This is a genomic window from Apibacter sp. (assembly GCF_025291155.1).
In the GTDB taxonomy this organism is placed as follows: domain Bacteria; phylum Bacteroidota; class Bacteroidia; order Flavobacteriales; family Weeksellaceae; genus Apibacter.
Genome location: NZ_JAMBJZ010000001.1, coordinates 94783 through 101021 on the forward strand (window position 1 = coordinate 94783; position 6239 = coordinate 101021).

A 6239-nucleotide genomic window follows, 5' to 3' on the forward strand; every position below is an offset into this window, starting at 1 on the left:
AATTATAAAACGTTATTAGTTTGTTCTTTTATTTTTTCAAGTTCATCTTTCATTAATACAACTAATTTCTGAATTTCAGAATGATTGGCTTTGGATCCTATTGTATTTATTTCTCTACCCATTTCTTGAGCTATAAAGCCTAATTTTTTTCCGGCTTGTTCATCGTTATCAATTACTTTAAAGAAATATTCACCATGTTGTTTTAATCGGACTTTTTCTTCATTTATATCTAATTTTTCTATATAGTAAACCACTTCTTGATGAAAGCGCTGTTCATCAAATTGGATTTTTAATTCGGATAATTGTTTTTCCAATTTTTGTCTTACGGAAATTATTCTTTCCTGCTCATATCTTTCTATCTCATCTAATGAAGTAAGTATATTTTTTGCGTATTTCTTTAATGCAGCTTCTAATGCTCTCCCTTCTTCAGATCTAAAATCGTTCACTTTTTCAAGGGAAGAATTAAGGCATTCTAAAACGAGTTTCCACTCCTCTTCACTAATTTCTACTTCTTGATTAGTAAATACCTCAGGCATTCTTATTGCCATCTTAAGAAAATCCAATTGAGTACCTTCTATTTGCAATTCTTCAAGATTTGATATATAATTTTTAACTGCATTTGCATTAATACGAGAATTATTCTCAGCTCCTAAATTTTCAATAATTATGGAGAAATCTATTTTTCCTCTGACTAATTGACTTCCTATAATTTTTCTTAGTTCCAATTCTTTATTTCTATACCTGGGTGATATTCTTACAAATAAATCTAATGATTTACTGTTAAGAGTTTTAATCTCAATTGAAATTTTTAAATTTTCTGTATTGACTTCTGACTTCCCATAGCCAGTCATTGATTGTAACATATGTATAAAATATTGTTATAACTAAGCGTAAGCTTAAGCTAATTTAAATGTAGTTTGTAAATAAAGGAATTACAAAATTAACCTTTTTTTAATTCAATTATAGTTATTTCGGGCCAAATACCTACTCTTCCGGAAAATCCTAAAAAGCCGAATCCACGGTTTACATAAAGGTATTTATCATTTTCTTGATATAAATCCGCCCATTTAGGATACCTGTATTTGATGGGAGACCATTTAATAACTCCGGGAATTTCAATTCCAAATTGCATTCCGTGAGTATGTCCTGATAAGGTTAGATGCATTTTCTTCGTAAAGTTTTTTACAATTGCATCAAAGTGAGAGGGATCATGCGATAATAAAATATTAAATTCTCCATCGTTAATATTTTTTGTAGCCAGATCTAAATCTCCATCTTTAGGAAAATGTCCAATACCCCAATTTTTAACTCCGATAATATTAATAAATTGATTCCCTTTATGTAGTCTTATTGATTCATTTCTTAATAAATTCCAATGGATTGATTCATGATATTGATTTAGCTTATCAATATTTTTTTGTTGAGCTATTTTATCTTCTCCAAAAACGTAAACTCCATAATCATGATTCCCTAAAATAGAATATTTGCCATCTTTAGCTTTTATTGTTTTCAAAAGAGAAAGCCAAGGTTTCATCTCTTCGGAAAGATTATTTACAGAATCACCAGTAAAAACAAATAAGTCGGGGTTTTGATTATTAAGCATTGTAATGCCTCTGGCTACCTTATCATAATCTTTACTATCAAAGCTTCCCAAATGCATGTCAGAAAGTTGGGCTATTTTATAACCGTCAAATTCATTGGGTAAATCGGGAAATTTAATTGAAACTTTTCTAACCCGAAAATCAAATTTGCCCCAAACAATCCCTTCTATTATAGATAAAAATGGAATGCTAGCAAGTCCTAATCCCATCGCACTAATAGCTTTTCTCCGTTCAGGTAAATACGTCTGATTTTGAACGGGCTTAGAAGAAATTTTCCTAAATAAAAAATTAAAAACTCTTATAAAATCTTCAATAATTAGGGCTAAAGCTAAGACTAGTTTAGGTATAAAAACAATCATGAAAAAACCCAATAAAAAATGGACTTGCCCTTTATTGTTTCTATCAATTAATATAGACCAGATAAGAATAATGGATAGAGCACTGATAGATACTCCAAGCCACCAATGTCTTATTAATTTATTGTTTGTCAATACTTTAATAGCTTGATAACAATAATATTCAATAATAAGTGAAATAACAAATAATATAGCTATTAATGAGGTCAATGCGCTTTTGATTATCAGTAATTATAGTTATGGCATTCTATATAAAATAGCATTTATATTCATTCCGGCACCTACAGAAGCAAACACTACCAAATCATTGGAGTTTAATGTTTGATTTAGAAAATTTCCTTTTACCATCATATCATACATGGTTGGAATGGTTGCTACCGAAGAGTTTCCAAATTTTTGGATAGTCATGGGAGCAATTCCTTCAGGAATATCATTTAAATTATAAAGTTTGAAAACTCTCTCTAATATAGCATGGTCCATTTTTGCATTAGCTTGATGAATTAGAACTTTATTAATATCTGAGATTGTATATCCAGCATCATCAATAACTTTTTTAACTGCTTGTGGAACATAAGTTAATGCATATTCATATACTTTTCTTCCTTTCATTCTGATATTGGCCTTTGAGCCGACATAATTCGGATTTAAAGACGAATCCGTAGCTATATAATATACCTCTTCTCCGTTATCACTTCTTGTATAATGGTTAAGGATACCTATTTTATGATCAGTTTCTCTGGATTCAAGAACCACACCGGCTGCTCCGTCAGAAAAAATCATACAATTCCTATCGAAAGGGTCAACCGTTCTGGAAAGAGTTTCAGAACCAATTACTAAGATTTTTTTAGCAATTCTTGCTTTTAATAATTGATCGGCTAAAATTATGCCTTCATTCCAGCCTGGACATCCGAAATTCATATCATAGGGTTTACACAAAATATTTTTAATACCTATTTTTTTCTTTGTAAGAGCAGATATGGATGGCATTATTCGAACCTGTCTCTCATTAGCATCTATATCACCAAAATTGTGAGCTACGATAACATAATCTAACTCTTCTTTATCAATTCCGGCATTTTCAATTGCTAATCTACCTACTTCTGCGGCCAGATCGGAATTCATGATATTGTTATCATCAACATAACGTCTTTCAGTTATTTCTGTGATATCTGCAAATTTTTTAATAATTTCCGGAGTAGGTTTGGTTATAGGTTCTCTGTTTTCGTCATAAAAAGTAATTCCTTCAAAATTGCTATTTGGAACCACTTTCTTAGGTAAGTACGATCCAGATCCAGTTATAATACTTTGCAACATATTAAAATTGTAATATTATTCGTGATAATAATTTGACAAATTTATGTAATAATTACTAATAAAGCTATTATATTATTATCTTTGTGTATAAAAGTAAGGTTATATGTTGAGTAAAAGCCCCTTACAAGGTTTATTAGTAGCAATATTTATAGTTTTAGTTTCAATTTTGATATATAATTTATATATAAAAAAAAATGATGAATTTTTATTGGACAATTCCAGTGATAAGCAAATAAAGGTTGTTTTAAATGGAAAGGATTATTTTCTTGCAGCGGGTCAATCCCTTACAGTTCCTATTTTAGCAGGCAAAAATACTATATCAAGTCAGGATATAAATGGAAACAGTATCTTAAAAGATACATTCTTTGTTATTAATGGGAATAAAAGAGGATTAATTAATCCCTCGTTTGACACTTATATTACTTTTAGAAGATACTACGGGCATATAAAAAATATAGATTCTTTATATAAAGTTCATCGAAAAAGAATTGATGGAAAAGAATTTATTGGTGAAGTAAATGAATATAATCAATTATTAATACAAGATTTCTATTATAATATTAATCAAAATTTTCCTAAGATTATAACTAAGGTAGATTCGATTGAGTCAAGAATTAAATTATTTAGAAAAAGCCAATTTTTAGAATTTTATCGCTCAACATTTGAGTAAAAACATTTAATTTTGTAAGGTAAGAACAGCAAATAATTATTATGCCGGATATTGTAAAGCCCTATAATGAAACAGAGAGTAAGAAAAAACAAGTTGAACAGATGTTTGATAATATCTCTGAAAATTATGATTTCTTAAATAGATTGTTATCATTTAATATTGATATTTATTGGAGAAATCAACTAGAAAAAAGAGTGGTGGCGCATAATCCAGAAAAGATATTAGATGTGGCTACAGGGACAGCTGATTTAGCCATTGAGCATGCAAAGAAAACCAAGGCGGCAATTACCGGTTTAGATTTGTCTCAAAAAATGCTAGATTATGGGCAGGTTAAAATAGATAGGAAAGGACTGAAAGATAGAATAAAACTAATCAAAGGTGATGCTGAAAATTTACCTTTTCCGGATGAAGGATTTGATATTGTTACCGTTTCATTTGGGGTGAGAAATTTTGAGAATTTAGAAAAAGGTATATCTGAAATGGGAAGGGTTTTAAAAAAAGGAGGGAAGCTGCTAATTTTAGAATTTTCAAAACCCAGTGGCTTTTTTGCTCCATTCTTTATGTTTTATTTTAAGAAGATACTTCCGAATATTGGAAAATTAATTTCCGGCGATTCTAGCGCATATACTTATTTGCCAAATTCAGTAGAGGTAATGCCCTATGGGGATAATATGAAAAATCTAATACTCAAAAACGGTTTTAAAGAAGCAAGCTTTAGAAAGTTGACTTTCGGGGTTGCTACCGTCTATGAGGGAATAAAATAAATAAATAAATAAATCGTTTTCTCTACTATGAAGAGATTAATCATAGTTTTAATATTATTTATATATTGTGGAGTAAATGCGCAATTCCGAACAAGAGAAGTGATGGAAAGATATGATGATTTTGATGATCAGAAGTTTTCTTGGGGGTATTATCTTGGCATGAATTATTTTGACTTAAAGATTCATCCCAATGATGAAGGATTAGAACATTCAGGCAGATACTTAGTGGATGTTGATTCTAAAGGAGGATTTACCGTAGGATTAATAGGAAAAATGAAAGTCCATGATTATATTGATTTAAGGTTAGAACCGGCTATGCATTTTACTCAACGAGATTTGATTTTTAACAATGTTCAAAAAATTATTGATGAAGAAATAGCCAATGGTCTTGAAACCACTTATACCGAACAAGATGTAAAGCGAAATGTCAAATCTACGTATTTAGATTTCCCACTCTTTTTAAAATTTCACGGAGAAAGATGGTATAATTCTAGGCCTTATTTACAAGCCGGGTTAAGTTGGCTGATCAATTTACAAAGTAATGAGAAAAAGGAAAAGGATAATAGTAATCAGACTTTTCGGATGAAAACAAATAATTTTTCCTATCAATTAGAAGCAGGTGTTGAACTTTATTTTAAGAGATTCAAAATGACCCCATCGGTTAGAGGAATTTTCTTTTTTAATAATGAATTAGTTGCAGATAATCCCGGAACACCTCCATATTGGGCAGGGGCATTAAAATCTATACATACAAGGGCTGTAGTTTTTTCATTAAAATTTGAGTAATCATTATTTTCTTTATTCTTATTATACCTATGGCATTTTAATCTTTTAATAAACTACTGCTGATAATTTATCTTAGTTATAAGTATAAATATTTCCTTTTTTGTATAAGCTCATTTACTAAAATGTTACTCAAGCATTTTTTAATAATTTACGGTTATTCTTTTTTGAACTGTAAATTTGTTTTTTATAAAATTATATAGTTTTTTTAATATCTATTAATTTCGGAAAAAATTAAGAGAATTTACCTGTTGATTTATTGAATATTATGATAACGTCTAATGGTAAACGTCCATCTGGACCGATAAATCTAATCGGATTCTGGTAGGTATACTGATAAGGGGTTCCTGTTTGTTCAAACATTGGATCCACGCTTAAGAAGATACTCTCTCTAGGATTGTAATACCTAGCACCGTAATAATATAGTCACGCTTCTGCATAACATTTCCCTCGCCCGAGATTTTCCTTTTACTCTCTACTGTTTAAATATAAAAACAGCCATATGTCAATCAACTTTATCTAATTACAAAGATATACTTTTTATTTCAATTGAAATAAAAAATAGGTTTTGTTATTTATTCTATTTTTCAACTCTAAATAATGATAGGATTTTGTAGTTAGTTATATGCGTCAGATAACACTTAACACTACTTGCAATTCTTTTTTTTCAGATGAAAAAAATATCTAAAACGGATTTTTTAGTAATGAGCTGCGTTGGACTTGGCCGCCTGAGGATCTTTACTAAAAAAAC

General features: G+C 29.7%; 6 protein-coding genes and 1 pseudogene. 3 read left to right on the plus strand and 4 right to left on the minus strand.

From position 1 onward, the window contains the following. Nucleotides 1–2: 2 nt before the first annotated feature. From M3Z80_RS00390 to M3Z80_RS00400, 3 genes are all read right to left on the minus strand, one after another. On the minus strand, nucleotides 3–863 hold the full coding sequence (locus M3Z80_RS00390) for a YicC family protein (RefSeq protein ID WP_293916439.1): 861 nt from the start codon (nucleotides 861–863) through the stop codon (nucleotides 3–5). A 77-nt stretch (nucleotides 864–940) separates the two neighbouring features. Beyond that, on the minus strand, nucleotides 941–2167 hold the full coding sequence (locus tag M3Z80_RS00395) for a metallophosphoesterase (protein ID WP_293916441.1): 1227 nt from the start codon (nucleotides 2165–2167) through the stop codon (nucleotides 941–943). A gap of 27 nt (nucleotides 2168–2194) precedes the next feature. Then, a complete protein-coding gene (locus M3Z80_RS00400; protein ID WP_293916443.1) occupies nucleotides 2195–3271 on the minus strand; it encodes a 3-oxoacyl-ACP synthase III family protein in 1077 nt (358 codons plus the stop codon). 103 nt (nucleotides 3272–3374) lie between these two features. Between M3Z80_RS00400 and M3Z80_RS00405 the strand changes: the two genes are divergently transcribed. Genes M3Z80_RS00405 through porT form a run of 3 tightly spaced genes read left to right on the plus strand, consistent with a single transcriptional unit; the run spans nucleotide 3375 to nucleotide 5491 of the window. Continuing rightward, the gene (locus M3Z80_RS00405) at nucleotides 3375–3941 is read left to right on the plus strand and encodes a hypothetical protein (RefSeq protein WP_293916445.1); all 567 of its coding nucleotides are present in this window, start codon (nucleotides 3375–3377) and stop codon (nucleotides 3939–3941) included. Nucleotides 3942–3982: 41 nt separating this feature from the next. After that, nucleotides 3983–4705 (plus strand): bifunctional demethylmenaquinone methyltransferase/2-methoxy-6-polyprenyl-1,4-benzoquinol methylase UbiE, encoded by a 723-nt coding sequence (gene ubiE, locus M3Z80_RS00410; RefSeq protein WP_293916447.1) that lies wholly within the window; start codon nucleotides 3983–3985, stop codon nucleotides 4703–4705. A 27-nt stretch (nucleotides 4706–4732) separates the two neighbouring features. After that, nucleotides 4733–5491, plus strand: a complete 759-nt coding sequence (gene porT / locus M3Z80_RS00415; RefSeq protein WP_293916449.1) for a type IX secretion/gliding motility protein PorT/SprT — start codon at nucleotides 4733–4735, stop codon at nucleotides 5489–5491. Nucleotides 5492–5722: 231 nt separating this feature from the next. On the opposite strand, the pseudogene M3Z80_RS00420 reads toward porT, so the two are convergent. Further along, nucleotides 5723–5902: pseudogene (locus M3Z80_RS00420) on the minus strand (RHS repeat-associated core domain-containing protein); the annotation flags it as partial. Nucleotides 5903–6239: the final 337 nt, after the last annotated feature.